The sequence below is a fragment of the Streptomyces sp. NPDC111744 genome, from assembly GCF_055634995.1.
The window spans coordinates 25,338-51,077 of sequence record NZ_JBVKCG010000013.1; the positions used below are offsets into that span (position 1 = coordinate 25,338).

Sequence of the window (25,740 nt, forward strand, 5' to 3'; positions counted from 1 at the left end):
GAGCCGGGGAGGTGCCCGACCATGAGCGTGCGCGTCCGCAGGATCTATGAACCGCCCGAGCCTCAGGACGGTGTGCGGGTCCTGGTGGACCGGCTGTGGCCGCGCGGGCTGTCGAAGGCGGACGCGCGGGTGGACGAGTGGCCCAAGGGGCTGACGCCGTCGAACGAGCTGCGCCGTTGGTACCACGCGGGCGAGGGGTCGTACGACGAGTTCGCTGACCGCTACGGGGCGGAGCTGACCGCTCCCGAGGCCGCAGAACTCCTCGACGGCCTACGGGATACGGCCCGCAGGGGCCCGGTGACCCTGCTCACCGCGTCCAGGACTCCGCAGCAGTGCCACGCCACCGTACTGGCGCGGCTCCTCACCACCTAAGCCGTCTGCTTCGCGGCCGCGCGTCCCGCCGCCCGGCCCGAGAACAGGCAGCCGCCGAGGAAGGTGCCCTCCAGCGCGTTGTAGCCGTGGACACCGCCGCCGCCGAAGCCGGCCACCTCGCCGGCCGCGTAGAGCCCGTCGATCGGCTGCCCGTCGGCGCCGAGGGCGCGGGAGTCCAGGTCGGTCTGGATGCCGCCGAGGGTCTTGCGGGTGAGGACGTGCAGCTTGACGCCGATCAGCGGCCCGGCGGCCGGGTCGAGGATGCGGTGCGGGGTGGCGACCCGGCCCAGGCGGTCGCCTATGTACCGGCGGGCGTTGTGGATGCCCTGGACCTGGGAGTCCTTGCTGTAGGAGTGGTGGATCTGCAGATCGCGGGCGACGATCTGGCGGCGTACCTCGGCCGCGTCCAGGAGCGCCTTGTCGGTGAGCCCGTTCATCTTCTCGACGAGCTGCTCCAGGGACGACGCGGTCACGAAGTCGGCGCCCTTGTCGACGAAGGCCTGCACCGGGCCCGGGGCGCCCTTGCCGAGCAGCCGGTCACGCAGCACGGCCTTGCGGTCCTTGGCGGTGATGTCGGGGTTCTGCTCGGAGCCCGAGAGCGCGAACTCCTTCTCGATGATCTTCCGGGTGAGGACGAACCAGGAGTGGTCGTGTCCGGCGATGTCCTCGGTGGTGCGCAGGTACTTGAGGGTGCTGAGGGTGTCGTACCCCGGCAGGCAGGGGTCGGGCAGCCGGCGGCCGAGGGCGTCCAGCCAGATCGAGGACGGGCCGGGCAGGATGCGGATGCCGTGGCCGGGCCAGACGGGGTTCCAGTTCTGGATGCCCTCGGTGTAGTGCCACATACGGTCGCGGTTGACCAGGCGTACGCCCGCCTCGGCGCTGATGTCGAGCATGCGGCCGTCGACGTAGGCGGGGACGCCGGTCACCATCTCGGCGGGGGGTGTGCCGAGGCGTTCGGGCCAGTAGCGGCGGACGATGTCGTGGTTGGCGCCGATGCCTCCGGTGGTGACGACGACAGCCTGGGCGGTGAGTTCGAAGTCGCCGATGCGGTCGCGGTTGGAGGCGGCACCGCGGGGCGAGTCGTCGGGGGCGAGGACCGTGCCGCGTACGCCGTGTACCGCACCGTCCTCGATGACGAGTTCGTCGACCTGGTGGCGGTGGTGGAAGGTGAGCAGTCCGTCGCGGGCGGCCTGCCTGGCGTACCGGGCGAAGGGTTCGACGACACCGGTCCCGGTGCCCCAGGCGATGTGGAAGCGCGGTACGGAGTTGCCGTGGCCGGTCGCGCGCAGGTCGCCGCGCTCGGCCCAGCCGACGGTCGGCAGCAGACCGATGCCGTGGCTCTGCAGCCAGGGCCGCTTCTCCCCGGCCGCGAACTCGACATAGGCCCGTGCCCAGCGCACCGCCCAGGAGTCCTCGTCGTCCTTCCGGTCGAACTGGGCGCTGCCCTGCCAGTCGTTCCAGGCCAGGTCGAGGGAGTCCTTGACACCGAGGCGGCGCTGCTCGGGCGAGTCGACGAGGAAGAGCCCGCCGAAGGACCAGAACGCCTGGCCGCCGAGGTTGGCGGCGTTCTCCTGGTCGACCAGGGCGACCCGTCGGCCCCTGCTGGTGAGTTCGTGCGCCGCGACCAGGCCGGCGAGGCCCGCTCCGACGACGATGACGTCCGCGTCCATGGCGACCGTTGCCTCTCTTATCCGAATGGGGTGCTGCCGTCGGTCAGCAGCGCGGTGAGCAGTTGCTTGAGCCAGGCGCGGGCCCGGTCCACGTCCCTGTCCAGCAGCAGTTGGGTGGTGACTCCGTCGTAGGCGGCGACCACGGCGTGTGCGGCTCCCTCGGCCCCGCCGAGCACGGCGGGGACCGGTGCGTGGCCGCGGGCCCGGAAGAGCCGGTCGGCGATGGCCTGCCGCAGCCGGGCCCGGTGGCCGAGGAGGGCCTCGGCGACCGCCGGGTCCCGGGCGGCGTGCACCAGGAAGTCGGTCTTCACCAGCAGCCAGTCCACGTCGAGGAGCAGGACCTCGGTGACCCGGTCCACGGAGGCGGGCACGTCGAGGCCGGGTCCCTCGACGGCGAGCGCGTCGGCGACCTGCTGGGCGATCACGTCGGCGCGCTCCCGGTAGAGGGCGAAGAACAGCTCGTCGAGGGTGGCGAAGTTGGAGTAGAAGGCGCCCCGGCTGAATCCGGCGGCCTCGCAGACCTCCTCGATGGAGACGCGTCCGAAGCCCTTGGCCGCGAACACGGTGAACGCGGCGTCCAGCAGCCGGGCCCGGGTATGCACCCGGCGCCGGGTGACCCGCTTCGTCGCGCCGTCCACTGCCATGTCCCGACCTCCGTTCGATACACGAATGTATCGGATACACGAATGTATCGAAAGACCTCGCGCCAGGTCGTCATGATCGAATGCGAACACACTTTCGATTAAGGAGTACGCTGATTCCATGGCCACGCACCTCCAGGGCTCCCTGTTCGACCAGACCGACGAGCTGCGGCTCGGCTCTCTCGACGCAGTCGGCCGGACCGAGCTCGGCTCCGGCGCCTGGATCGACGTGCTGCCCGGCTGGCTGAGCGGCGCCGACGCACTGTTCGAACAGCTGGCGGCGGACGTCCCCTGGCACGCCGAGCGCCGCACGATGTACGACAACGTCGTGGACGTACCGCGGCTGCTCGCCTTCTACGGCGCCGACGACCCGCTGCCGCATCCGATCCTCGCCGAGGCCCGGGCCGCGCTCACCCGGCACTACGCCGACGAGCTGGGCGAGCCGTTCACCACGGCGGGGCTCTGCTACTACCGCGACGGCCGGGACAGCGTCGCCTGGCACGGCGATCGCATCGGCCGGGGCTCGCGGGAGGACACCATGGTCGCGATCCTCTCCGTGGGCGCGCCCCGTGACCTGCTGCTGCGCCCGCTGCGCGGCGGCCCCTCCGTCCGGCGCCCGCTGGGCCACGGCGACCTGATCGTGATGGGCGGCTCCTGCCAGCGGACCTGGGAGCACTGCGTACCCAAGACGGCACGGGCCGCCGGTCCGCGCATCAGCGTCCAGTTCCGGCCGCACGGGGTGCGGTGACCCGGGTCCCCGTTAACAGGTGCCCCGCACCATCTGGTTGGCTGTCCCCCGGTTCGGTCGGCACGCTGCGGGAACGTCGGAGAGATCATGCGCGCAGAAGTACATGAAGTCGGCAGGGGCACCTATCTGGTGCACGGGCAGCACACCAACTGGGTGATCATCAAGGACGGCGACGCCGTCACGTTGGTGGACACCGGCTACCCCGGGGACCGGCCGGGGCTGCTCGACTCCCTCACGGAGGTGGGCAGTTCACCGGAAGCCGTCGCGGCCGTCCTGATCACCCACGCGCACAACGACCACCTCGGCTCCGCCGAGTATCTGCGTGACACCCACGGCACCCCGGTCTATCTGCACGAGGCCGAGGTACCGCACGCACGGCGGGAGTTCCTCCAGCAGGTCTCCGTGGGCTCGGTGCTGAAGAACGCCTGGCGGCCGGGTGTGGTGCCGTGGCTGGTGCACGTCCTGCGGGTCGGCGGCACCGAGCAGCATCCGGTCACCGCGCCCGAGGCGTTCCCGGTGGCGGACGGCCCGCTCGACCTGCCGGGCCGGCCCGTCCCGATACACACGCCCGGCCACACCGACGGGCACACCGTCTACCACCTGCCCGACGCCGGGATCGTGATCTCGGGAGACGCCCTGGTCAGCGGCCACCGCACCGCACGTCTGAGCGGCCCGCAGCTGCTGCCCGACATGTTCCACCACGAGCGGTCCCAGGCGGTTGACTCGCTCGCCATCATCGAGGCGCTGGACGCCGATGTGCTGCTGCCCGGGCACGGCCCCGTGCACCGGGGATCCGTCAAGGCGGCCGCCCAGCTGGCCCGCGAACGCGCCCTCTGAGGCCGGGCCATGGCATTGCAGATCAACGCCACCAACCCGGAGCACCCCGTACTCCTGCTCGAACTGCCCTGGGACGTCCCGCTGGAGGAGTGGCCCGAGGAATACCTGGTGCCGCTCCCCCGCGGTATCTCACGGCACGTCGTGCGCTACGCCCGGGCCGGCAGCGAGGTCCTCGCGGTGAAGGAGCTGGCGGAGCGGCCGGCGCTGCGCGAGTACGAGCTGCTGCGCGACCTGGACCGGCTCGCCATCCCCGCGGTCGACCCGCTCGCGGTGATCACGGGCCGTACCGACGCGGCGGGCGAACCGCTGGAGTCGGTGCTGGTCACCCGGCACCTGGGCGGCTCGATGCCGTACCGCTCGATGTTCGAGACGACGATGCGCCCGGCCACCATGCACCGCCTCATGGACGCCCTCGCGGTGCTGCTCGTACGACTGCACCTGGCCGGGTTCGCCTGGGGCGACTGCTCGCTGTCCAACACGCTGTTCCGGCGGGACGCGGGCGCGTACGCGGCGTATCTGGTGGACGCCGAGACCGGCGACCTGCATCCGCAGCTCAGCAGCGGACAGCGGGAGTACGACCTCGATCTGGCCCGGGTCAACATCAGCGGCGAGCTGCTCGACCTGGAGGCGTCGGGGGCGCTGCACCCCTCGCTGGACCCGATCGAGTTCGGGTTCGAGATCTGCACCCGGTACGGCGAGCTGTGGGAGGAGCTGACCCGGACCTCGGTGTATCCGGCGGGCAAGTACCACTACATCGAGCGCCGGATCCGACGGCTCAACGAGCTCGGCTTCGACGTGGCCGAGATGCAGATCGAGCACTCCTCCAACGGTGACACCGTCACCTTCGTGCCGAAGGTCGTCGACGCCGGGCACCACCAGCGCCAGCTGCTGCGGCTTACCGGCCTGGACGCCGAGGAGAACCAGGCGCGGCGGCTGCTGAACGACCTGGAGAGCTGGATGGCCACCCAGGACGACTACGCCCCCGGCGACCCCCTGGCCGCCCGTCCCGAGGTGCTGGCCCACCGGTGGGTGCGGGACGTCTTCCGCCCCACCGTGCGGGCCGTGCCGCTGGAGCTGCGCGGCTCCATGGATCCGGCCGAGATCTACCACGAGCTGCTCGAACACCGCTGGTACCTGTCCGAGCGGGCGCAGCACGACATAGGCCTGGACAGCGCGGTCGAGGACTACATCGAGAAAGTCCTTCCCAAGGCGCGGGAGACCCTGGAGCCGGTCACTCCCGAGTGACTCGGTCGTGCGGCACCACGGCCACCGGGCAGTCGGCGTGGTGCAGCATCCCGTGCGCGACCGAGCCGATGCGTGCGCCGACCGCCGTCCGGTGGGCGCGCCGGCCGACGACCATCAGCTGAGCCCGGCCGGCCGCCGAGAGCAGCACCTGGCCGGCGCTGCCCATCTCCACATGCTCGGCGACCGGCACGTCCGGGAACCGCTCCCGCACTGGCCGTACCGCCTCGGACAGGGCCTTCTTCTCGAAGGGCTCCAGTCCGCCGGTCTCGTCCAGCAGCTTCAGCGAGCCCGGGCTGTAGGCGAAGACCGGCGGCAGGGTCCAGGCCCGGACCACCCGGACCGTCGCGCCACGGGCCGCCGCCGTCTCGAACGCGAACTCCAGCGCGGCCGCGCTGTCCTCCGGGCCGCCCTGCTGACCCACGACGACCTCACGCCCGGCGGCCTCCCCCACGGGCCGGTCCCCGGCGCGCACCAGGACGACCGGCCGGGCGGCCTCGGCGATCACCTGCTGCCCGACCGAGCCCAGCAGGAACCCGACGACCGGCCCGTGCCCGCGCGAGCCCAGCGCCAGCAGCTCGGCCCCGGCCGCCGCCTCGACCAGCACCTCGACCGGACCGCCCGCCAGGACGTCGACGCTCACCGCGAGCTCCGGATACCGCTCGGTGACGGCACCCACCGACTCGGCCACCCCGTCGGACACCCACCCGCGCTGGGTCTGCCGGTCGCCGCCGAGCGCCTCGTGCTCCTCATACCGCCAGGCGTGCACCACCCGCAGCGGCAGACCGCGCCGCACCGCCTCACGGGCCGCCCAGTCCAGAGCCGCGAGACTCTCCTCCGTACCGTCGAGCCCTGCCGTGATCGGGCGTGTCATGCACCGGCCTCCTCGTCGGTTCCGCGTCGGTTCCGCGTATGCGCGATCAGTCTTCCGCACTTACGGGTGCCCGCTGTGCACGGGCGTACAAGAGCGAGGGCGAGCAATCGAACATACGATGGGCGGGTGCGGTGGCCGCGCTCCTTCCGGAGGGCCCGCCGTGCAGAGAATCCAACGGCTCGGGGTGGGAGACGTATGGCACAGGCTGCCGACGCAGCGCGGACCGTCATCATGACCGTGGACGACGACCCGGGAGTCTCCCGTGCCGTCGCCCGGGACCTGCGGCGCCGCTACGGCGCGTCGTACCGGATCGTGCGCGCGGAGTCCGGGGATTCGGCGCTGGACGCGCTGCGGGAGCTGAAGCTGCGCGGCGACCTGGTGGCGGTGATCGTGGCCGACTACCGGATGCCACAGATGAACGGCATCGAGTTCCTGGAGCAGGCCCTGGACGTGTATCCGGGCGCCCGGCGCGTGCTGCTGACCGCGTACGCGGACACCAACGCGGCGATCGACGCGATCAACGTCGTCGATCTGGACCACTATCTGCTCAAGCCCTGGGACCCGCCCGAGGAGAAGCTGTACCCGGTCCTCGACGACCTGCTGGAAGCGTGGCGGCGCAGCGAGTACAAGCCGGTGCCGGCCACCAAGGTCGTCGGGCACCGCTGGTCGGCCCGGTCCTCGGACGTGCGGGAGTTCCTCGCCCGCAACCAGGTGCCCTACCGCTGGTACTCGGTCGAGGAGCCGGAGGGACAGCGGCTGCTGGCGGCCGCCGGGGCCGACGGGCAGCGACTGCCGCTGGTGATCACGCCGGACGGCACGCCCCTGGTCGAGCCCGAGGCGCCCGAACTGGCCGCGCGGGTCGGACTCGCGACCACGCCCACGGCGGACTTCTACGACCTGGTGGTCATCGGCGGTGGCCCGGCCGGGCTCGGTTCGGCGGTGTACGGGGCGTCGGAAGGGCTGCGGACCGTGCTGGTGGAGCGCGCGGCGACCGGCGGGCAGGCCGGGCAGAGCTCCAGGATCGAGAACTACCTCGGCTTCCCGGACGGGGTGTCGGGGGCTCAGCTCACCGACCGGGCACGGCGGCAGGCCGCCAAGTTCGGCGCGGAGGTCCTGACCGCCCGTGAGGTCACGGCACTCGAGGTCAACGGGGCCGCGCGGGTGGTGCGGTTCGCGGACGGCTCGGCGATCGCGGCGCACAGTGTGATCCTGGCGACGGGTGTGCAGTACCGGCAGTTGGAGGCCGAGGGCTGCACCGACCTGACCGGCTGCGGGGTGTTCTACGGCTCCGCGCTGACCGAGGCCAGCTCCTGCCAGGGGCACGACGTGTACATCGTCGGCGGCGCCAACTCGGCGGGCCAGGCGGCCATGTACCTGTCCCGGTTCGCCAAGTCGGTGACGCTGCTGGTGCGCGGCGCCGACCTGTCGACGTCGATGTCGTACTACCTGATCCAGCAGATCAACGAGGCCCCGAACATCTCGGTGCGCAGCCACACGCTGGTCGACTCCGCGCACGGGTCCGACCGGCTCGAACGGCTGACGCTGCGTCACTCGGTGAGCGGCGAGACCGAGTCGGTCGAGGCGCAGTGGATGTTCGTGTTCATCGGCGCGGCCCCGCTGACCGACTGGCTCGGCGACACCGTGCTGCGCGACGGGCGCGGGTTCATCCTGGCCGGGCCCGATCTGACGGTCGACGGACGACCGCCGACGGCCTGGGAGCTGGACCGGCCGCCCTACCACCTGGAGACCAGCGTGCCCGGAGTGTTCGTGGCGGGCGACGCGCGTGCCGAGTCCGCCAAGCGTGTCGCGTCCGCCGTCGGAGAAGGAGCCATGGCCGTGATGCTCGTCCACCGTTATCTGGAACAGTCATGAGCGGGCGGCTGATGCCCTGCAGCCCGAAGGAGATCGGCGCGCTGTTCCTCTTCGAGAAACTGGAGCCGGAGCAGCTGGGGCGGCTGTGCGCCGCGGGCCGGGTCGAGCTGTTCGAGCCCGGTCCGGTCTACACCGAGGGCGAGCCGGCCACCTGCTTCTACGTGATGATCGAGGGCACCGTGGTGCTCTCCCGCCGGGTCGCCGGCGACGACATCGAGGTGACCCGCACCTCGCAGCCCGGGGTTTACGCGGGTGCCATGCAGGCGTACCTCGGGGACCGGGTGCGGCAGGCGTACAACAACTCGATGCGGGTGACCGAGCCGACGCGGTTCTTCGTGCTGCCGGCGGACACGTTCGCGGACATCATGCGCGAGTGGTTCCCGATGGCCGTGCATCTGCTGGAGGGCCTGTTCTTCGGTTCGAAGAATACCCAGGCGGCGATCGGGCAGCGCGAGCGGCTGCTGGCGCTCGGCTCGTTGTCCGCCGGGCTCACCCACGAGCTCAACAACCCGGCCGCGGCGGCCGTCCGCGCCACGTCCACGCTGCGCGAGCGGGTGGCGAAGATGCGGCGCAAGCTCGCCGTGATCGCCGAAGGGCCGTTCTCACGGGAGCAGTTGGCCGGTCTGATCGAGCTCCAGGAGCGCACCGCCGAACGGGTCGCCAAGGCCCCGGCGCTGAGTCCGCTGGAGGCCACCGACCGCGAGGACGCGCTCTCCGACTGGCTGGACGACCACGGCATCGACTACGGGTGGCAGCTGGCGCCGACCTTCGTGCAGGCCGGGCTTGAGGTCGACTGGCTGGAGCAGGTCGCGGCGGCCGTGGACGAGGAGATCCTGCCGAACGCGGTCGGCTGGCTCAACTACACCGTCGAGACCGAGCTGTTGATGAACGAGATCGACGACTCCACCACCCGGATCTCGAACCTCGTCGACGCGGCCAAGCAGTACAGCCAGCTGGACCGGGCGCCGTACCGGGTCGTGGACGTGCACGAACTCCTCGACAGCACCCTGCTGATGCTGTCCGCGAAGATCGGGCAGGACATCCAGGTGGTCAAGGAGTACGACCGTACGGTCCCGCCCGTCCCCGCCTACCCCGCCGAACTCAACCAGGTATGGACCAATCTCATCGACAACGCGGTCTCCGCCATGAAGGACGGCGACGGCGGCGGCCACGGCACGCTGACCGTGCGGACCGCGCTCGACCACGAGCAACTGCTGGTCGAGTTCCGGGACACCGGCACCGGGATCGCGCCGGAGATCAAGGGCCGGATCTTCGACCCCTTCTTCACGACGAAGCCCGTCGGGCAGGGCACGGGTCTCGGCCTGGACATCTCGTGGCGGATCGTCGTGAACAAGCATCACGGCACCATGCGGGTGGAGTCGGTACCCGGGGACACCCGTTTCCAGGTGCTGCTTCCACTGACCGCCGCAGCGCCCGAGACAGCGGCGCCCGAGTCACCCGAGGAGACCGTATGAGTGAGGACACCACGATCGACCCGAACGTTCCGCCGAGCGGTGCCGGGTGTGTGGAGTGCGACAACGCGGGGGGCTGGTGGTTCCATCTGCGGCGGTGTGCCCAGTGCGGGCACATCGGGTGTTGCGACGACTCGCCCGCGAAGCACGCGACGGAGCACTTCCGTGACACGGGGCATCCGATCATCTGTAGTTACGAGCCGGGTGAGGGATGGTTCTGGAACTACGAGACGGAGGAAGTGTTCGAGGCGGGGCCGGAGTTGGCGCCGCCGGTGAGCCATCCCGCGGACCAGTCCGTGCCGGGTCCTGCGGAGCGGGTGCCGGGGAACTGGGCGCAGGTGCTGCGGGGTTGAGTGCCTGAAGGGGTGCCGCCGATCAATACGGCCCCGCGCCCCTGGCGCTGACCGACGAGTCGGGGCGGCCGCCGGACGTGACGGTCCGGCTGGCGGCGCCGGCGGTGGGACTGCGCGGCACCGGGGGCGAGGGCCACTGGACGGACCTCGCGGGCGAGCTGGTCGAGTCGGCCCGGGTCTCGGCCGCGCGGCAGGGCCCGGAGGGGCAGGCCTGGCTTGCGCGCGCGGAGGCCGAGTGGACCCGTGCGGTGTCCGGGCCGGACGCGGCGAGCCGTACGGAGGCGGTGGCGATCGCCTGTCGCGAGGGCCTGATCACCCCGGAGCCGACAGCCCAGGGGTGATCAGGCCGGTAAGCGGGTTCAGCGGTCGCAGTCGAGGCCGGCGAGGTCGACGGCGTCGGCCATGGCCTGCATTCCCTTGTCGTTGGGGTGGATGTGGTCGCCGCCGTCGAGGAACGGCAGCATCCGCGCCTGGTCGTAGGGGCTGCGCAGGATCCGGTCGAAGTCGGCGGTCCCGTCGAACTCCCCACTGGTGCGGACGAACTGGTTGACCTCCTGGCGTACGGCCTCACCCGCGGTGTCCCATTCCGACCAGCCCTCGAACGGCCCGACGGTCGAGGCGACCACGCACTTGCCGGCCGCGTGCGCCCGCCGGACGATCTCGCGGTACCCGGCGATCAGGTCCGCCGCGGTGACCCCGGTGTGGGCCTTGATGTCGTTGACCCCCTCGAAGAGGAAGACGGTACGGACACCGGGCTGGCTGAGGACGTCACGGTCCAGACGGTTGAGGGCGGCCTGCCCGGCGCCGTCGGCGAGGACCTGGTTGCCGGAGATCCCCTCGTCGGCGACGCCCTTGACCTCGGTGTCCGCCTTCTGGAGCCGGCGGGCGAGATAGTCCGGCCAGCGGCGGTCGAGGTCGGTGGTGGACGCCCAGCCGTCGGTGATGGAGTCGCCGAGCGCCACCACGGCCCCGGTTGCCGGGTTCGACGGCCGTACCGAGACCGAGTCCAGGTACCACCAGGAGCCGGTGGTCTCCGTCCAGTTGGCGGCGCTCTCCTCGGCGGTGTGGTCGCCCTGGGTGGTGTAGGAGGTCTGCATGGCCATCCAGTGGCCGGTGGCCGGGCCGGCCGCGTCCGGGCTGTGCAGGCTGACGACCAGATCGCTGCCGGCGGGCAGGCTGCCGGGCAGCGGGTCGCTCCACGCGGTGGCGCCGGCCGGCACGGTGACCGTGCGGGCGCCGTCGAAGGTGAGCCGCTTGTTGCTGCCCGGCTTGAGGGCGGCGCCCTGGCTCCGGAGGCCCGCGTAGACGCTGTCCAGCGTCAGCGGCCGGTCGCCGAAGGCGTTGGACAGACGCACCCGCAGACCGCTTCCGGCGGCGCTGGTGTGCACGACCAGCCGGTAGCCGCGGTCGGCGGTGCCCTGCCCCATCCGGTCGGCGCTGGCCCCCCAGGTGACGACGTCGTGCCGGGCGGAGGCGGTCCGCACCGGGGCGGGTGACGCCTGGGCGGGCCCGGTCTGGCAGGCGACCGTCGCCAGTAAAACGGCGGCGAGGCTGAGGAGTCGCGCGAACCGGCCGGTCACCGCGCGAAGTCCTTCAGCGTGACGGACGCGCCGGGCTGCAGCGTGACCGTGCGTGACTCACCGCCGTAGGCGACCGTCGTCGTACGGCCGCCCACGCTGCGGATCCGGGCCTCGGTCGGCCTGCCGTCGCGCCAGCTCAGGTCGACGACGAAGCCACCGCGCGCGCCGGCCCCGGTGACCCTGCCGGAGGCGGCCCAGGCGGCGGGCAGGGCGGGCAGGAGTTCCAGGTGACCGGGGCGGGAGTACAGCAGCATCTCCACGATCGCGGCCGGGGTGCCGAAGTTGGCCTCGATCTGGAAGATGCCCCGGCCCTGCTCGACCTCGTAGATGTCGAAGAGGTTGGGTGAGGTGCCGTTGCTGCCGTTGCTGGACGGGCGAAGGTTCCTGACGACGAGCTGGTAGGCCTTGTCGGCGTCCTTGAGCCGCGCCCAGCACAGCGAGCGCCAGGCGTTGGCCCAGCCGAAGCTGTCCATACCGCGCGCGGTGAGCAGGGCCGTGGCACCCTTGACGATCTCGGCGGGGGTGGACCCGTCGGGTCGGATACGGTCGCCGGGGAAGAGGTTGATCAGCGGCGAGAGGTGGCGGTGGGTGGTCTCGCCGAGGTTGTCCGGGGACATCCACTCCTCCAGCCAGCCGGTCTTCGGGCTCACCACCGGCAGGTAGAGGCGCTCGCGGAGCCCGCCGATGGTGTCCGCGTACCCAGCATCCCTCTTCAGCGTGGCGGCCGCAGTGCGGAAGTTGCCGAACAGCATCCACACCTGTTCCTGGGCGTAGGTGATGCCCTTGGCGTCCAGCGGCCCCTGCTCCGGGGACCAGTCGCTGTCCGCGATCAGGACCTCCTTCCCGTCGTCCAGGGTGGTGGTGAGCAGCCGCGCCTCCCAGAACTCACAGGCGCCCTTGAGGAGGGGGTAGATCTTCTCCAGGTGGGCGCGGGACTGGGTGAACTCGTAGTGCTCCCACAGGCTCTGGCACAGCCAGGCGTTGCCCGCCGGGTGCCACCACCAGCCGCCTCCGCCGAAGGGGTTGGTGGAGATGGCGACGGTCCAGCCGGCCACCTTGCCGCTGGAGTTGCGGTAGCGGTTGCGGGAGTCCTGGAACAGCCGCTGGGTGAGGTCCGTCCAGGACGGGAGCTGGTCGACGCAGTAGTCGGTGTAGGCGTCGAAGCACTGGGACAGGCCCAGCCGGTCGGACATCCAGTAGTTCATCTGGATGTTGATGTCGGTGTGGTAGTCGCCCATCCAGTCCGGGTCGTTGCCGTCCAGCCAGACACCCTGGAGACCCATCGGCAGACTGTCACGCGACCCGGCGATCATCAGATAGCGGCCGAACTGGGCGTAGGAGGCCTCCAGTTCCGGGTCGGGGTCACCGGTGTCGGCGCGGGCCTGGAGGCGCGCCCAGGTGTCGAGTTCGCGCTGGCCGGCCGTCGAGGTGCCGAGCGACAGGTCGAACTGCCCGAACAACGCCCGGTGGTCGGCCGCGTGGGTACGCAGCAGCGCGTCCGCCGAGTGCCGGGCGGCCGCCTTGACCTTGGTGCGTGCGAGCGCCCGCGGGTCGAGGGACGGGTCGCGGTAGCCGACGGCGGCGTCCGGCGCGTAGTTCGTACCACCGCTGACTACGACCGTCAGCTCCCGGCAGTTGGTGAAGGTGATGTGCGATCCGCTGACACGCACGCTGCCACCGCTGCCGTACGCGTTCACGGCGGCCCCGTACTTCAGGCCGTTGGCGAAGGCCCCGGCGAACGACTCCGCCGTGCCGCCGGTCTCGCCGTGGGTGCCTTCGAGGGTGATGGTTCCGGTGTACCGGCCGCCGCCGTCCTGGCTGAGGTGCAGCACGATCACGTCGTCCGGGCGACTGGCGAACACCTGCCGCCGGTAGGTCACTCCGGAACGGACGTACGACGCGCTCACCACGCCGTTGTCGAGGTCGAGGGCACGGCGGTAGCCGGAGACGGCACCCAGGTCGTGGTCGGGGATCTCGACGGTGAGCCGGGCGAGCAGGGTGAGCGATCCGAAGTCGGCGCGGCCGTAGGGGAACTGGCCGTCCGAGTCGAGGGTGTCGTTGAGACCGCCGGTCCACAGGGTGGCGTCGGTGATCAGGAGGAGCTCACGGCCGGAGTCGTTGCTCGCGAGGGCGCCGAGCCGGCCGTTGCCGACCGGCAGACCCTGCGTGATCATCGACCCGTCGCCGGCGGGCGCCTGCCACCAGAGCTGGTGACGAGGAGAGACGAGCGGCTCCGAGGACCGCAGCGGGGCGGCGGAAGCGGTGAAGGAGGGGAGCGAGGCGAGGGCTCCGGTGGCGGCGGCGAGGGCGAGGAAGCTACGTCTGCTGGGGTGGTTGTCCATGGGTTCCAATCCGACGTTCGTGAGGAGGGCGCCCCTTTCCGGGGCGCGGGGAACTGCGCGACCGGCCCCCACCGGCCCGCAGTTCCCGAACGACGCACTTACCGAGGCGACTTGGGAACGTCGATCCGGTCGACGTCCGGCGCGTACCCCGACCCGCTGTCGAAGCTGATCGTGTTGGCACCGGCCTTCAGAGCGACCGGCACGCTCACCGTCGCCACGGTCCCCCAGTCCCCGGTGGACGGGAACTTGTGGCTGGTCCCGCCCCCCGCGTTGGCCGCGATGGTGGCCGACCGGGAGTCACCGCTGACGTAGGCCACCTTCACCAGGTACGTACCGGCCTTGTCGACCACCACGTTGTTGAAGGTCAGCTTGCCGCCCTGGTACAGGTTTCCGACCTTCTTCTGCCCGGAGCACGCGTCGCAACCGGCCACCGAGGCGTTGCCGCTCAGCGTGTTGGCGCTCGCCTCGGCCTCATAGCCGGTGGAGGCCAGGGCGCTGCCCTTCGGGGTCACGGTGAACAGGCGTGAGCCGTGCGCGGGCAGCGCCTGGGTGATCTTGTTCTGGTAGCTGCCGAGGTTCTCGTGGTTCCACAGATCCCGCACCGACGCCTTGCCGGTGAAGCCGAGGGCCGTCCAGTCGGCCGTCACCGCCGAAGGCGAGTTCGCGAGGTTGAACAGGGCGACCGTGTACGTGCCGTCGGCGTTCTTCGCCGCCCAGACCTGCTGCGGGTCGGACGGCGTGACGGGCCGGGCCGGCGGGTTGTCGCTCTGGTCGACGCCGATGACCTCGCGGTTGGTCAGCAGGGAGACGCCGTAGTCGTCGAGCTTGGTGATGTCGTCGCCGGTGAACAGGGGCGACTTGGCGACGGCCCACAGCGTGGCGTAGCTCTGCCGTTCGGCCTTGGTGAGGCCGTCCATCGCGCCGTTGCCGACGTCGAGGGAGTCGAGGTCGTTCCAGCCGCCGGGGCCCGCCTTGTCGGTCCAGGCCGGGGTGTCGTCCCAGCGGTCGTCGACGGAGTTCTCCCAGCTGACCAGGGTGTTGCAGTAGCACTCGACATCGGTGTCGATACGCCAGCCGTTGGTGTACTTCTTCCAGTCGGCGGCATGCCCGAAGTCCAGGGACCAGGAGGCTTCCAGGTGGATCGGGCGGCCGGTGGCGGTGATCGCCTTGTTCCAGGCGGCGACGTCGGCGACGTTGTCGTACTGGTCGCCGCTCTTGCCGGAGCCGGGGCCGACGCCGTCGAGCTTGAGAAAGTCATAGCCCCAGCCGGCGATCATCTGGGCCTGGGAGTCTATGTACTTCTGCGCGCATGGCTTGTCGAAGTCGATCTTGTATGCGCTGTCCCAGCCGTTGGTGGTGCGCAGGTCGTCGTAGACGACATCAGCGGTGGTGCAGCCGTCGGCGTTCCAGACGGGCGTCTTGCCGTCGCCGTAGGCGCCCTTCTCCAGGCCGGCCGGGAGGTAGATGCCGGCCTTGAGGCCCTTGGCGTGGATGCGGTCGGCGACGGCCTTCATCCCGCTGGGGAAACGGGCGGAGTCGGCCTTCTGGCGGCCGTACTGGTCGTAGCCGGACTTCCAGTTCCAGTCCATCCACCAGCCGGCGTCGATGTTGATGTAGTCGTAGCCGAACTTCTTCAGCTTGCTCGCCATGGCGTCGGTCTGCTTGAGGACGTTCGCCTCGGTGAGATAGCTGTAGTCGCCCTGGTCGTTCAGGCCCGGGTACTTGGACGACTGCATGCTCCAGCTCGACCAGCCCATGTACGGCTTGGCGGCGATCGGGGCGGGCGTTTCGGCCTGGGCGGCCGGCACGGCGGCCGCGAAGGCCGCGGTGAGTGCCAGCACCAGCACGGTTCTCAGCCCGCGTGCGGGCAGGACGGAGTACGAAGGTGACCGCATGGGCCCTCCTGGGGTCGGGGTCTTGGGCGGCTCAGCCCTTGCCCGTTGGGGTGGGAGACGAGGTGATGAAGGACTGGATCGCGGCGGCCGCGGCCCCGCGCGCCCACTCCTCGAAGGGGAGTGGGCGGGTCTGTACGTCGCACTGCGCGGCCGAGCCGAAGGCGGCCGCGGTGAACGAGTCGAGGATCTGCTCGGCGAAGAGGTCGTAGGCGGCGAGTCCCTCGCCGGAGATGATCACACGTTCGGGGCCGAAGAGGTTGGCCACGGTGGCGATGCCCCGGCCGATGGCCTCGCCGGCGCGGGCGTACACCTCCCGAGCTCCGGGCACGCCTTCGTGGGCCAGGGCCACCGCCTCGGCGGAGTCGGTCACTTGACGGTGCGTCACCTCACGCATCCGGGTGACGATCGCGGCGTCGCCGGCGATCGCCTCCACACAGCCGCGGTTGCCGCAGTGGCACAGGGGCCCGGCCGGGTCGATGGCCACATGCCCGATCTCCCCCGCCACCCCGTGCGCGCCCGCCACCAACCGGCCGTGGATCACCAGTCCGCAGCCGATACCGGCGCCGACGGTGACCACGGCGAAGTCGGAGAGCCCGACCCCGGCGCCGAACCACTGCTCGGCGACGGTCAGGGCACGTACGTCGTTGTCGACGACGACCGGCAGCCCCGTGGTCATGGCGGCGAGTTCGGCGAGGGCCACGTCCCGCCAGTCGAGGAAGGGCGAATAGCGCACGACCCCTTCGGCGCGGTCCACGTCGCCGGAGACGGCGATGCCGAGGCCGAGGACGGGGGCGCCGAAGTCCTCGGCCTCGGTGCGCAGTTCGTGGGCCAGTTCGGCGATGGAGGTCAGGACGGCCTTGGCGGCGCGATCCGTGACCGGCAGCCGGCGGGACAGGCGGATTCGGCAGCAGAGGTCGGTGAGGACGGCGATGACCTCGTCGCCGGTCACCTTGACCCCGATGAACAGCGCGCGCCCGCCGTCGACCCGCACCAGGTTGGCGGGGCGGCCGAGGGCGGCCCGGGCCTCGCCGTCGGCGTCCTCCGCCAGGTACCCGGCCGCCAGCAGGGGCCGGACGGCCTTGGTCACGGCCGCCGCCGACAAGCCGGCCCGGCGGGCCGCCTCCAGCCGGGTGAGGGGGCCGTGGGACAGGACCGTGGTGAAGATCTGCGAGGCGGCCGGCGTGTGGGCCGGGAACATCTCGGCACGGGAGGTGGAGCGCATGGCCGGGAACTTAGGTGGCTTATTTTCCGCTGTCAATAAAAGAAACAGGAATCACCTGAAGGTTGACTGTGAGGCTGCCGTGGCCTTCAAATGGCGGGTGACATGGGGACCTTGGCTCGTGTTCCACCGGTGAGGGTGATCCGGGTGCCCGGCCCCCCGACAGGGCACCCGGATCAGCGGTGTGCCGTGCCCGTCAGTGGCGGCCGGCCGACGTGTTGGCCTCGGTGACGTTGACCGCTGCCCAGGCCTGGTCGACCGTGCGGTACTCGACGCCGCTCGCGCCGTAGAGGTCCTGGGCCGCCTTCAGCGTCGCGACCCTCGCGTCGTGGAAGTCGGTCGAGGAGACCATGTACCGGGTCAGGGCGCGGTAGAAGATCGCCGTGGCCTTGGCACGGCCGATGCCGGTGACCGTGGACCCGTCGTAGGTCGGCGAGTCGTAGGTGGTGGCGCCGATCTTCTTGCGGCCGCTTCCCTCGGCGAGCAGGTAGTACGCGTGCGAGGAGACGCCGGAGCCGGCGTGCACCTCGGCGTCCGCCACCTCGGGCGACCAGTAGTCGACCGTCTGCTCGATGCGGTCGAGCGAGGGGTGGTCGAGGCGGCGCAGGAACTTCTGTTTCAGGCCCAGCTTCTCGCCGAGCAGGTAGTTCGGCGGGTTGTTCGGGTTGTTCGCGGAGAACTCGACGTTCGAGCCGAAGACGTCGGCCAGCGACTCGTTCAGGGCGCCCGGCTCGCCGTACTGGCCGTCGCTGTCGACCCGGGTCGGTTCGAGCTTGGCGGTCGCGTCCACCACGCCGTGGGTCAGCTCGTGCCCGGTGACGTCGAGGACGACCAGCGGCTTCTTGATCTCCTGTCCGTCGCCGTCGCCGTACAGCATGCAGCCGCAGTCCGAGTCCCAGAAGGCGTTGCCGACCTTCTTGCCCCAGTGGACCATGGCGCGGGCGGGCTTGGAGTTGTTCGCTATGCCCTTGCGGCCGAAGGTCTTCTTGTAGAAGTCCAGGGTCTTGGTGATGCCGTACTGGGCGTCGGCCGCGGCGCTGCCCCGGCTGCTGGTGGCGCCGTTGCCCCAGCTGTCGGTGCCGCTGGTGAACTTGGTGCCCTGGGCGAAGCTCTCCGTCTCCTTGCCCTTGGCGTCCCGGGTCTCGGTGCCGTAGCGGGTCGGGTCCTTGAGCAGGAAGCTCTTGGGGGCGGTCTGCGTGGTGGTGAGCGGGACCTTGCCGACGAAGAGGGACCTGCCGAAGCCGTGCGCGGTCGCTGGGTAGCGGGCGGCTGCGGAGACGGACGCGCCGGCGAAGGCGTCGGCCTGAGCGCCGGTGCCGGTGGCCGGGTCGAGGGTCTCACCGTGCTCGCGGAGGGTGTCCAGCACCTTGGGCGAGAGGAACTCGTCGTTGTCCGGCGTATTGCTGCGCACCTTGCCGCTGACGGCGTCGACGACGACCGTACGGGAGCCGTCCGGGCCGTCGACCGCCACCTGGTAGGCGAGGGCCGATGCACCGCCGCGGGCGTCCACCACGAGCGCGGCGGTGCCGGCGTCGCCGTCGGCGGCGGAGGCGGCCTTCTGCTCGGCCTGGCGGGCCGTCAGCTTCGCCTCGGTGGTGGCGGGCCGGACGGCGTGGTCGGCCGCTCGGGTGACACCGGCGTAGGCCAACCGGCGGGAAAGATGGACGACGAGGTCGCCGCCGAGCACCGCCATGCCCCGGTGGGTGCGGAGGAAGCGGACATGACGTGCCCCCTCGGGGTCGATCATCACGTCCTGTGCCCGGAGCTCGTCGCCCGCGCCGACACCGGTCGCCGAGGCGTGGGCGAAGGCCGCGGCCCGTGCCGCCCTCACCACCTGCGCGGCCGTGGTGGCGGCGGTCGCGGCCTGCTGCTCCACCCCCGTGGTGGGACCGGCGAAGGCCGTACCGGTCAGGCCCGTGGCGGCCGTCGTCACGGCGACGGCGACCGCCACGCTGCGTATGTGCGCGCTACGCACTGATCAGGGTTCCTTACCTTCGAAGGCGGCCGGAATCGTCACCGACCGCCTTGCGGCACGGCGCCGTTGGGCGCCAAGGGGCTGGTCGGGCCCCGGGCCGCAACCCTTCCGGACGAGTCATGTGCATGTAAAGCGCAATTCGTCGCTTTTCTTGCGCTTCATGGAAATTCTTTGCGAATTCGCACGGCATGGTGATCGCAGAGTGACCAACTGTGCGTCGACTGTGGAGATGTGACGGGATGCGAGAGGGTTCCCTGAAGCGAATGTGACCCATCTCGCATCGGAAACAGGCAGAGAGGAGCAGGGTTCGAATGGTCTCGGCAAAGGTGAGCAGAAGCGCGGTGCTCGGAGCGGTGGCGCTGTCGCTGCTCGCGGTCCCGGCCCAGGCGGCGCCCATGAAGGCGGGAGCGGAGCCCCGGCCGGCCGCCGCCCTGCCGGCGCCCGACACCGCGGGCATGGCCGCGGTGCTGAGCTCGGTCGTGGCGAAGGGGGCACCGGGCGCGATGGCCCGGATCGACGACGGCACGAAGGTCTACAAGACGACGCGGGGCGTAGCCGACCGGACGACCAGGCGCGCCATCACCACCGGCGACCGCTTCCGCGTCGGCAGTGTCACCAAGACGTTCTCGGCGGTCGTCCTGCTGCAACTGGTGGACGAGCACAAGCTCGCCCTGGACGCGCCGGTCAACCGCTATCTGCCGGGGCTGCTGCCGGACGACCGCATCACCGTGCGGCACGTGCTCAGCCACCGCAGCGGCCTGTACGACTACACCAACGACATGTTCGCCAGCAGTGTGTCGGGCTTCGAGGCGGTGCGGAACAAGGTCTTCACCTACCGCCAGCTGGTGAACCTCTCCCTGAAGAAGCCGCGCACCAACGCGCCGGGCGCCGCCTACTCGTACTCCAACACCAACTTCGTGGTCGCCGGGATGCTGATCGAGAAGATCACCGGGCACAGCGTGCGGACCGCGTACGAGAACCGCATCTTCAAGCCGCTGAAGCTGCGCGACACCTTCTATGTCCACCCCGACACGAAGATCCCCGGGCAGCACGCCAACGGCTATCTCACCGCGGACAAGTCGGGTGCCAAGCCGGTCGACGCGACGGACCAGACGGTGTCCTGGGCACAGAGTGCGGGCGCCATCATCTCCACCGCCCAGGACCTCGACACCTTCTACTCGGCGCTGGTCCGCGGGAAGCTGACGTCGACCGCACGCCTTGCGGAGATGGAGCGCTTCACCCGGGTCAACTCCAACACCTCCTACGGCCTGGGGCTGCGCCGCCGCGACCTGTCCTGCGGGATCTCGGTGTACGGCCACACGGGCGCCGTCCAGGGCTACTACACGTACGCCTTCACCACCAAGGACGGCACGCGCAGCCTGACCGCGGTGGCCAACGCCTCCAACAGCTCGGCCGTGCTCAACACACTGGCGGAGACGCTGGAGCCGGCGTTCTGCGGCAAGCGCGCGGCAACGCGCGGTGCCGGGACGCCGGTCGAGCGGGAGGACATCGCACCGGCCGCGCCGCGGGAGCAGTAGCCGCGGCACCTCACCTCGCCGAGGGAACCTCGCGCCCGGGCCGGACGTTCTACCGGCGACTCCCCCACCGGGCGCGACGTTCGGCCCCTGACCTCGCAGAGGCGGCGCGATGAGCGAGCTGGTCCCCGGGGGCAATCTGCCCCTTCCGGACGGCGCGCTGACGCTGCGGGTGCCCGGTCCCTTCGACGTCTCCGCGCTGATCACCGACGAGAGCGGCAAGGTCGGCGGCGACACCGACTTCGTCTTCTACAACCAGCCGGACGCACCCGGCGTCCGGCTGCGCGGCGACACGCTGACCGTGGAGCCCGCCCGGCTGCGAACCGGCGCCCAGCGCGTCACCCTCACGGTCACCGCCGCCGAGCCGGGCACCCCGCTCGGCCGGCTGCCCACGTCGACGCTGCATGTCACCGACCGCCTGGGCCGGACGCTGGCGCGGTTCGCCCCGCCGCGTCCGCAGACGGAGACCCTCCTGCTGCTGGCCGAGATATACCGCCGGGACACCGGCTGGAAGCTGCGCGCGGTCGGGCAGGGGTACTCGGACGGACTGGCGGGGCTGGCCCGGGACTTCGGGGTCGATGTCGTCGAGGACCGGCAGCCGGCGCCCGGGCTGCGCGCCACGATCCCCACCCAGCGCACGGCGACCGCGCCGCCCCGGCCCTCGGCGGCCGCGCTCCCGGACCCGGACGGCCTGCTGGGTCTGGTCAACTCCGCCCGCGCCCAGGCCGGCCGGCCACCGGTGGCCCCTGACGCCCGGCTCACCTCCGCCGCCCTCGCCCACGCCACCACGATGGCCGACGCCGGCCGCCTCGCCACCGAGAGCCAGGACGGCATCTCCCTCCACCAGCGGATCAGCCGCACCGGATTCGCGTATGTCACGGTCGGCGAGCATCTCGTCTCCGGCCCGCGCACCCCGGTCGAGTTCGTCGACTACTGCCTGCGCACCGAGGGCGCCCGGCGCACCCTGCTCGACCCGGCCTTCACCCACGCCGGCCTGGCCCACGTCCATGGCCCCGGGGACGGGGACACCTACTGGACCGCGCTGTGGGCCAGACCCCTCACCCCGTCCGAACTGACCCGCACCCACGCCGAGGTCGTCGACCTCACCAACCGGGAGCGCGCCCGGGCCGGGCTGCGACCGCTCGCGGTGGATCCACAGCTGGCGACGGCCGCTCAGGCGTACAGCATGGACATGGCGACCCGGGACTTCTACTCACACACCTCCCCCGAGGGGACCCAGCCCTGGGACCGGGCGGCCGCCGCGGGCTCCCGGCGGCGCACCATCGGCGAGAACATCGCCTGCGGCCAGCGCTCGGCCGCCGAGGTGGTGGACGGCTGGATGAACAGCCCCGGACACCGGGCCAACATCCTCAAACCGGACTTCACCCACATCGGCATCGGCTTCGCGGGCGGCGGCCGGGCGGGCACGTACTGGACGCAGTTGTTCGGTGCCTGAACCGATACGGTCGGTGATCTTGGCGGAACGCGTCCGTCCGGGACACCATGCCTGCCATGAAGGGTGATCTCTTTTCCAGTCAGCACATGGTAGGGCCCGCCGTCGAGCCGGGCATGACGATCGAGAACGCCAAGTGCATCAAGTACACCGTGAACGGTGAGATGTACGCCCGCCAGGGCGCGATGATCGTGCACCGCGGCAATCTGAAGTTCGAGCGCAAGGGCCAGGGCGTGGGCGGGATGCTCAAGCGCGCGGTCACCGGCGAGGGCCTGCCCCTGATGTCCGTACAGGGCCAGGGCGAGGCCTGGTTCGCGCACGAGGCACAGAACTGTTTCATCGTCGAGGTCGAGCCCGGCGACCAGTTCACGGTCAACGGCCGCAACGTCCTGTGTTTCGACGCCTCGCTGTCGTACGAGATCAAGACCGTGAAGGGGTCCGGCATCGCCGGCGGCGGTCTGTTCAACAGCGTGTTCACCGGACAGGGCAGACTGGGGCTGATCTGCGACGGCAACCCGCTGGTCATCCCGGTCTCGCCGCAGGCGCCGGTGTACGTCGACACGGACGCGGTGGTGGGCTGGACCGCACAGCTGCAGACCTCGCTGCACCGCTCGCAGTCCATCGGGTCGATGCTGCGCGGTGGTTCGGGGGAAGCGGTCCAGCTGATGCTCCAGGGCGAGGGCTACGTCGTGGTGCGGCCGAGCGAGGTGACCCCGCAGAAGGCACAGCAGCACTGACATCCCGCGCGGTGATCCACACCACGCGGCCGACCCCGGCGGCCGTGCCGCCGTCCTGATGTACGACAGCGAGGCCCTGGCCCCTGTGGCCAGGGCAGAATTTCGGTGCACAGTACACACCACATCGCCGCGCCTGAAGGGTGCACCGCCTTGATCCGCATCTCGGACATCGAAGCCGCAGCACAGCTCATCGCCGGACACGTCGTACGGACCCCCACCGTGCCCAGCCCGGGCCTGTCGGAACTGCTCGGCGCCCCGGTCATCACGAAGCTCGAACTCCTCCAACGCACCGGTTCGTTCAAGGCGCGCGGCGCCACGGCCAAGCTGCTGTCGCTGAGCGAGGCCGAGCGGGCGGCGGGCGTGGTGGCCGTCAGCGGCGGCAATCACGGCATCGCCCTCGCGGTGATGGCGGCGGCCCTCCATGTGAAGGCCACGGTGGTGATGCCGCGTACGGCGCCCGCCCGCTCGATCGAGCTGGTCGAGGCCGCCGGGGCCTCGGTGCGGCTGACCGACGGCATGGGCACGGCGTTCGAGCTGGTGACGCGGCTGCGGGACGAGGGGCTCACCCTGGTCCACCCGTTCGACGACCCGGTCGTGATCGCCGGACAGGGCACGGTGGGCCTGGAGTTGGCCGAGGACGCGGACGACGTCACCGATGTGATCGTCAGTATCGGCGGCGGAGGCCTGATCGCCGGTGTCGCGGCGGCTCTGCGCGCACGGCGCCCGGGCGTGCGGGTGTGGGGGGTGGAGACGGAGGGCGCGCAGGCCATGTCCGAGGCGCTCAAGGAGGACGGGCCGCTGCCGGTCACGGTGTCCTCGATCGTGACGACGCTGAGCGCGCCGTCCGTGTCCCGGCTGACGTACGACCATGTGTCGGCGCTGGTGGAGGAGGTTGTGGTGGTGCCGGACCGGGAGGCCGTGCGGGGCAGTCTGGAGTTCGCCGAGCACGCGAAGGTGTGGACCGAGCCGGCCGCCGGATGTCTGCTGCCCGCGGCCCGCCAGGTGCTGGAGCGGGTCGGTGACGGAGCGCGGATCGGGCTCGTGGTGTGCGGGGGCAATGTGACACACCGGGAAATCGCCGAGTGGACCGAGCGCTTCGGGCTGGGCTGACCAGCGGACCGGAGTCGGGCTTTTACCGTCGGTTACCCGCAGGTGGGGGCCCGGCCATAGGCCGTTGTCCGCAAGTCCCAGATGGGTGCGGGCGTTTGAATAAAAGGCAAGAACGGGCCCGGAGTTGCAGATTCTTTGAACAAACCCGGGCGTCCCCCGCGTACCTCTGGTCAAGACGAGGCAGGGGTTCCAGCGAGGGATGACGATGGTCAAGGCGCATGTCTCCGCACAGCAGTTGGTCGCCGGAAGGTACCGGCTCCTCGAGGTCGCCGACCGCGAGCCGAACCGCATCAGCTGGTACGCGGAGGACGTGCGGGCCGAGCGACCGCGCCTGGTGACCCAGATCGTGCTCCCCGACGCCCTCACCGAGGACGTCGTACGCCGGACCACCTCCCGCATCCTGCGTACGTCCGAGGTCATGGGGGCGCTGCGGCCCGGCCGGGTCGCCATGGTGATCGACGCCTTCGAGGAGGCGGGCGCGCTGTGGACGGTCACGGAGCTGATCGACGGCACGCCGCTCACCGAACTCCTCCTCCAGCAGGCCACGTTCGACTTCGCGCGGACCGCCCGGATCGGCCTCGAGGTGCTCGACGTGCTGGACGCCGCGCACGGCGAGGGCTATACGCACGGCGAGCTCAGCCCCGGCCAGATCTTCGTCCGTGACAAGGGCCCGGTCGTGATCACCGGCTTCGGGCTGGCGGGCGCGACCCTGGCCCCCCGGGTCAGCGCCCCGTCGTACGCCTCACCGGAGCAGGCCAGGGACGAGCGCCTCGGCCCGGCCGCAGATCTGTGGGCGCTGGGCGCGATCCTCTACACGATGGTCGAGGGACGGCCGCCGTTCCGGGACCGTGGCCGGGCCGAAGCCACCCTGAAGGGCGTGGACCGGCTGCCGCTGCGCACCCCGCTGCGGGCCGGGCCGCTGACCCAGACCGTGCAGGGGCTGCTGCGCAAGAACTCCCGTGAACGCCTGAGCAGGCCGGTGGTCCATCAGGCACTGACACGTGTCCTGGCCGAGGACCCCGACGCCATCGGGCAGCCCGCCCCCGTGCCCCGGCTGCGCGGTGCCTATGTGGCGGCGCGGGCCTCGGGCTGGAGCAGGACCACCATGATCGGAGGGACCGCGCTGGCCGTGGTGACCGTGTCGGTCGCGGTGCTCGCCGCCACCCAGGGGCTCCCGGGCGGCGGCTCCTCGGCCGGCTCGGTGCCGAGCGCCTCCGCGACGGCCACCGAGCCGGGCAACCGCACGGACGGCAACGCGCCCACCGCCTCCCCGTCTCCCTCTTCCCCGAAGACATCGCCGTCGCCCGCCCAGTCGCCCTCCCCGTCGGCCACGGCCGGTGCCCTCCCGGCCGGGTACCACCGCTACACCGCCCCGGAGGGCTTCTCCGTGGCACTCCCGCAGGGCTGGAAGCGCATCGACACCTCCCGGGTCGACGATCTCGCCTACCGCGTCACCTTCGGCCCGGGCGGCGGGGACCTGCGTACCCTGGCCGTCACCTACAGCACCCAGGCCGGCCCGGACCCGGTCGCGGTCTGGCGGGACGACGTGGAGCCGCAGCTGGAGCGGCTGGACGGTTACCGACGGATCGGCGAGATCAGGGCGACCACCTACCAGGGGTACAAGGCGGCCGACCTGGAGTGGCTCTCCGGCACGGGCGCCGAGCAGGTGCGCACCTTCGGCCGCGGCTTCCTGCTCGGCGGCGGCCGCAGCTTCTCGCTGCGCGTCACGGCACCCGCCGCCGCCTGGGACGACGCCGCGAACACGCTGGCGCTGAAGACGTTCCTGGCCACGTTCCGGGGGCCGGCGAGCTGA

At 71.2% G+C, this 25,740-nt stretch carries 21 protein-coding genes; 13 read left to right on the top strand and 8 right to left on the bottom strand.

Annotated elements, in window-relative coordinates:
- The first annotated feature begins 21 nt into the window (after nt 1-21).
- Nucleotides 22-372 (top strand): DUF488 domain-containing protein, encoded by a 351-nt coding sequence (locus ACZ7OO_RS26515; RefSeq protein ID WP_471508325.1) that lies wholly within the window; start codon nt 22-24, stop codon nt 370-372.
- Here ACZ7OO_RS26515 and ACZ7OO_RS26520 read toward each other — a convergent pair.
- Nucleotides 369-2,042, bottom strand: a complete 1,674-nt coding sequence (locus ACZ7OO_RS26520; RefSeq protein ID WP_471508327.1) for an FAD-binding dehydrogenase — start codon at nt 2,040-2,042, stop codon at nt 369-371. The two genes, ACZ7OO_RS26515 and ACZ7OO_RS26520, sit on opposite strands and share 4 nt — an antisense overlap.
- A gap of 17 nt (nt 2,043-2,059) precedes the next feature.
- Complete coding sequence (locus ACZ7OO_RS26525) at nt 2,060-2,686, bottom strand: TetR/AcrR family transcriptional regulator (protein ID WP_471508329.1); 627 nt, start codon at nt 2,684-2,686, stop codon at nt 2,060-2,062.
- Between the two features lie 118 nt (nt 2,687-2,804).
- On the opposite strand from ACZ7OO_RS26525, the gene ACZ7OO_RS26530 reads away from it, so the two are divergent.
- The 3 genes from ACZ7OO_RS26530 to ACZ7OO_RS26540 all read left to right on the top strand — a co-directional run bounded on the left by ACZ7OO_RS26530 (nt 2,805) and on the right by ACZ7OO_RS26540 (nt 5,513).
- Entirely contained in the window at nt 2,805-3,431 is a 627-nt protein-coding gene (locus tag ACZ7OO_RS26530) for an alpha-ketoglutarate-dependent dioxygenase AlkB (RefSeq protein WP_471508331.1), read from the top strand.
- Between the two features lie 87 nt (nt 3,432-3,518).
- Nucleotides 3,519-4,268 (top strand): MBL fold metallo-hydrolase, encoded by a 750-nt coding sequence (locus ACZ7OO_RS26535; protein WP_471508333.1) that lies wholly within the window; start codon nt 3,519-3,521, stop codon nt 4,266-4,268.
- A gap of 9 nt (nt 4,269-4,277) precedes the next feature.
- Entirely contained in the window at nt 4,278-5,513 is a 1,236-nt protein-coding gene (locus ACZ7OO_RS26540; RefSeq protein WP_471508335.1) for a DUF4032 domain-containing protein, read from the top strand.
- Here the strand turns inward: ACZ7OO_RS26540 and ACZ7OO_RS26545 are convergent.
- Nucleotides 5,500-6,384 carry a universal stress protein gene (locus ACZ7OO_RS26545; RefSeq protein ID WP_471508337.1) on the bottom strand — a complete coding sequence of 295 codons (885 nt, stop codon included), beginning with the start codon at nt 6,382-6,384 and terminating at the stop codon, nt 5,500-5,502. The two genes, ACZ7OO_RS26540 and ACZ7OO_RS26545, sit on opposite strands and share 14 nt — an antisense overlap.
- A gap of 195 nt (nt 6,385-6,579) precedes the next feature.
- Between ACZ7OO_RS26545 and ACZ7OO_RS26550 the strand changes: the two genes are divergently transcribed.
- The 4 genes from ACZ7OO_RS26550 (at nt 6,580) to ACZ7OO_RS26565 (ending at nt 10,422) form a co-directional block, all read left to right on the top strand.
- Nucleotides 6,580-8,256 (top strand): NAD(P)/FAD-dependent oxidoreductase, encoded by a 1,677-nt coding sequence (locus tag ACZ7OO_RS26550; protein WP_471508338.1) that lies wholly within the window; start codon nt 6,580-6,582, stop codon nt 8,254-8,256.
- Nucleotides 8,253-9,731, top strand: coding sequence for an ATP-binding protein (locus ACZ7OO_RS26555; protein ID WP_471508340.1), 1,479 nt, complete (start codon nt 8,253-8,255; stop codon nt 9,729-9,731). Before ACZ7OO_RS26550 ends, ACZ7OO_RS26555 begins: the two co-directional genes overlap by 4 nt.
- Entirely contained in the window at nt 9,728-10,081 is a 354-nt protein-coding gene (locus tag ACZ7OO_RS26560; RefSeq protein WP_471508341.1) for a UBP-type zinc finger domain-containing protein, read from the top strand. The genes ACZ7OO_RS26555 and ACZ7OO_RS26560 overlap by 4 nt, the downstream gene beginning before the upstream one ends.
- Nucleotides 10,082-10,158: 77 nt before the next feature.
- A complete protein-coding gene (locus tag ACZ7OO_RS26565) occupies nt 10,159-10,422 on the top strand; it encodes a hypothetical protein (protein ID WP_471508343.1) in 264 nt (87 codons plus the stop codon).
- Between the two features lie 18 nt (nt 10,423-10,440).
- Here the strand turns inward: ACZ7OO_RS26565 and ACZ7OO_RS26570 are convergent, their stop codons facing one another.
- The 5 genes from ACZ7OO_RS26570 to ACZ7OO_RS26590 form a co-directional block, all read right to left on the bottom strand.
- Nucleotides 10,441-11,661 (bottom strand): SGNH/GDSL hydrolase family protein, encoded by a 1,221-nt coding sequence (locus ACZ7OO_RS26570; protein WP_471508344.1) that lies wholly within the window; start codon nt 11,659-11,661, stop codon nt 10,441-10,443.
- Complete coding sequence (locus tag ACZ7OO_RS26575) at nt 11,658-14,003, bottom strand: glycosyl hydrolase family 95 catalytic domain-containing protein (protein WP_471508346.1); 2,346 nt, start codon at nt 14,001-14,003, stop codon at nt 11,658-11,660. Before ACZ7OO_RS26575 ends, ACZ7OO_RS26570 begins: the two co-directional genes overlap by 4 nt.
- A gap of 98 nt (nt 14,004-14,101) precedes the next feature.
- Nucleotides 14,102-15,898, bottom strand: coding sequence for an alpha-galactosidase D (locus ACZ7OO_RS26580; protein WP_471508347.1), 1,797 nt, complete (start codon nt 15,896-15,898; stop codon nt 14,102-14,104).
- A gap of 31 nt (nt 15,899-15,929) precedes the next feature.
- On the bottom strand, nt 15,930-17,120 hold the full coding sequence (locus tag ACZ7OO_RS26585) for an ROK family transcriptional regulator (RefSeq protein ID WP_471508349.1): 1,191 nt from the start codon (nt 17,118-17,120) through the stop codon (nt 15,930-15,932).
- 193 nt (nt 17,121-17,313) lie between these two features.
- Entirely contained in the window at nt 17,314-19,092 is a 1,779-nt protein-coding gene (locus tag ACZ7OO_RS26590) for a M4 family metallopeptidase (protein ID WP_471508351.1), read from the bottom strand.
- A 311-nt stretch (nt 19,093-19,403) separates the two neighbouring features.
- Here ACZ7OO_RS26590 and ACZ7OO_RS26595 point away from each other — a divergent pair, with 311 nt between their 5' ends.
- The 5 genes from ACZ7OO_RS26595 (at nt 19,404) to ACZ7OO_RS26615 (ending at nt 25,740) form a co-directional block, all read left to right on the top strand.
- Nucleotides 19,404-20,630: a serine hydrolase domain-containing protein gene (locus ACZ7OO_RS26595; protein ID WP_471508353.1), complete on the top strand. Its 1,227-nt coding sequence runs from the start codon at nt 19,404-19,406 to the stop codon at nt 20,628-20,630.
- Between the two features lie 109 nt (nt 20,631-20,739).
- Nucleotides 20,740-22,083, top strand: a complete 1,344-nt coding sequence (locus tag ACZ7OO_RS26600; RefSeq protein WP_471508355.1) for a CAP domain-containing protein — start codon at nt 20,740-20,742, stop codon at nt 22,081-22,083.
- Nucleotides 22,084-22,139: 56 nt separating this feature from the next.
- The gene (locus ACZ7OO_RS26605; protein WP_471508356.1) at nt 22,140-22,817 is read left to right on the top strand and encodes an AIM24 family protein; all 678 of its coding nucleotides are present in this window, start codon (nt 22,140-22,142) and stop codon (nt 22,815-22,817) included.
- A gap of 150 nt (nt 22,818-22,967) precedes the next feature.
- Nucleotides 22,968-23,927 carry a threonine/serine dehydratase gene (locus ACZ7OO_RS26610; RefSeq protein ID WP_471508358.1) on the top strand — a complete coding sequence of 320 codons (960 nt, stop codon included), beginning with the start codon at nt 22,968-22,970 and terminating at the stop codon, nt 23,925-23,927.
- A 199-nt stretch (nt 23,928-24,126) separates the two neighbouring features.
- Nucleotides 24,127-25,740: a serine/threonine protein kinase gene (locus ACZ7OO_RS26615; RefSeq protein ID WP_471508360.1), complete on the top strand. Its 1,614-nt coding sequence runs from the start codon at nt 24,127-24,129 to the stop codon at nt 25,738-25,740.